Annotated in this window: 1 protein-coding gene; it reads right to left on the reverse strand. The window is 69.0% G+C overall.

Features of this window, described 5'->3' with window-relative positions:
- Positions 1–61: 61 nt before the first annotated feature.
- Positions 62–1,670 (reverse strand): efflux RND transporter permease subunit (locus AX737_RS27120; protein ID WP_197430736.1); only part of this gene is annotated, 1,609 nt, incomplete at its 5' end.

Here is a 1,670-nt window from a genome sequence, read left to right on the forward strand (position 1 = left end):
CGCTTCCGCAGAACTCCCTCCCCCGCAGAGGGGGGAGGGAGTTCTGCGGAAGCGTCGCGCCTCACGGCAGCGCCTCGCCGGCGGCAAGATCCGGCCCGCGGCGGCCCGTGACGCGGCGCTCCAGGCGGTCGAAGGCGAGGTAGATCACCGGCGTCGTGAACAGCGTCAGCACCTGGCTGACGATGAGCCCGCCCGCGATGCAGATGCCGAGCGGCTGGCGCAGCTCGGAACCGACGCCCGTGCCGAAGATCATCGGCAGGGCCGCGAAGAGGGCGGCGAGCGTCGTCATCAGGATCGGGCGGAAGCGCAGCAGGCAGGCCTGGTAGATGGCCTCGCGCGGGTCCATCCCGTCCTCGCGCTCGGCCTGGAGCGCGAAGTCGATCATCATGATCGCGTTCTTCTTCACGATGCCGATGAGGAGCACGATGCCGATGATCGCGATGATGTCGAGGGAGAGCCCGAACAGCATCAGGCCGAGCAGCGCCCCGATGCCCGCGGAGGGCAGCGTGGACAGGATCGTGATCGGGTGGATGAAGCTCTCGTAGAGCACGCCCAGCACGATGTAGACGGTCACGATCGCGGCCATCACCAAGAACAGCTCGTTGCCGAGCGCCGCCTCGAAGGCGAAGACCGAGCCCTGCGGCACCACCCGGAAGGAATCCGGCAGGCCGATCTCGGCTTTCGCCCGGTCGATCGCCTCGATCGCCTGCCCCAGGGCGGCGCCGGGCGCGAGGTTGAACGACACGGTGGTGGCCGGGAACTGGCCGAGATGCGAGATCAGCAGGGGCGCCCGCCGCTCCGAGACCCGCGCCACCGCCGAGAGCGGCACCTGCCCGTTGGTCGCCGTCGAGGAGGGCAGGTAGATCGTGTCGAGGCTCTCCAGCGTCCGGTGCAGCGCCGGGTCGGCCTCGAGGATCACCCGGTACTGGTTCGATTGGGTGAAGATCGTCGAGATGATGCGCTGGCCGAAGGCGTCGTAGAGGGCGTTGTCGATGGTGGCCGGCGTGATGCCGTAGCGGCCCGCGGTCGGCCGGTCGATGGTGATGTAGGCGGCCAGCCCCTGGCCCTGGTAGTCGTTGGCCACGTCCGCCACCGTGGCTGAGCGCGCCAGCGCCTCGGTGAAGCGCGGCACCCAGGTCTCGAAGGCGTCGAGGTTCGGGCTCTCCAGGATCACCTGATACTGCGTGGCCGAGACCGCGGTGTCGATGGTGAGGTCCTGCACCGGCTGCAGGAACAGGCGCACGCCGGAAATCTCGGCGGTCATTCGGTTGATGCGCCGGATGATCTCGGAAGCGCCCGCCGTGCGCGCCTCCCTGGGCTTCAGGTTGATCAGGAAGCGGCCGGAATTGAGCGTGACGTTCGATCCGTCGACCCCGATGAACGAGGTCAGGCTCTGCACGTCCGGGTCCTGCAGGATCGCCTTAGCCAGCGCCTGCTGGCGCTCGGCCATGGCGCCGTAGGAGACGGACTGGTCGGCCTGGCTCACGCCCTGGATCACCCCCGTGTCCTGCACGGGGAAGAAGCCCTTCGGGATGACCACGAACAGGTAGGCCGTCAGCGCAACCGTGCCGAGGGTGACGATGAGTGTCAGGCCCTGGTGGGCCAGCACCACGCGCAAAGCCCGGCCGTAGGCCGCGATCGTGCCCTCCGTGGCCCGCCGGCCGAGGCGG

The organism is Methylobacterium sp. CCH5-D2, assembly GCF_001556475.1.
Lineage (GTDB): Bacteria > Pseudomonadota > Alphaproteobacteria > Rhizobiales > Beijerinckiaceae > Methylobacterium > Methylobacterium hispanicum.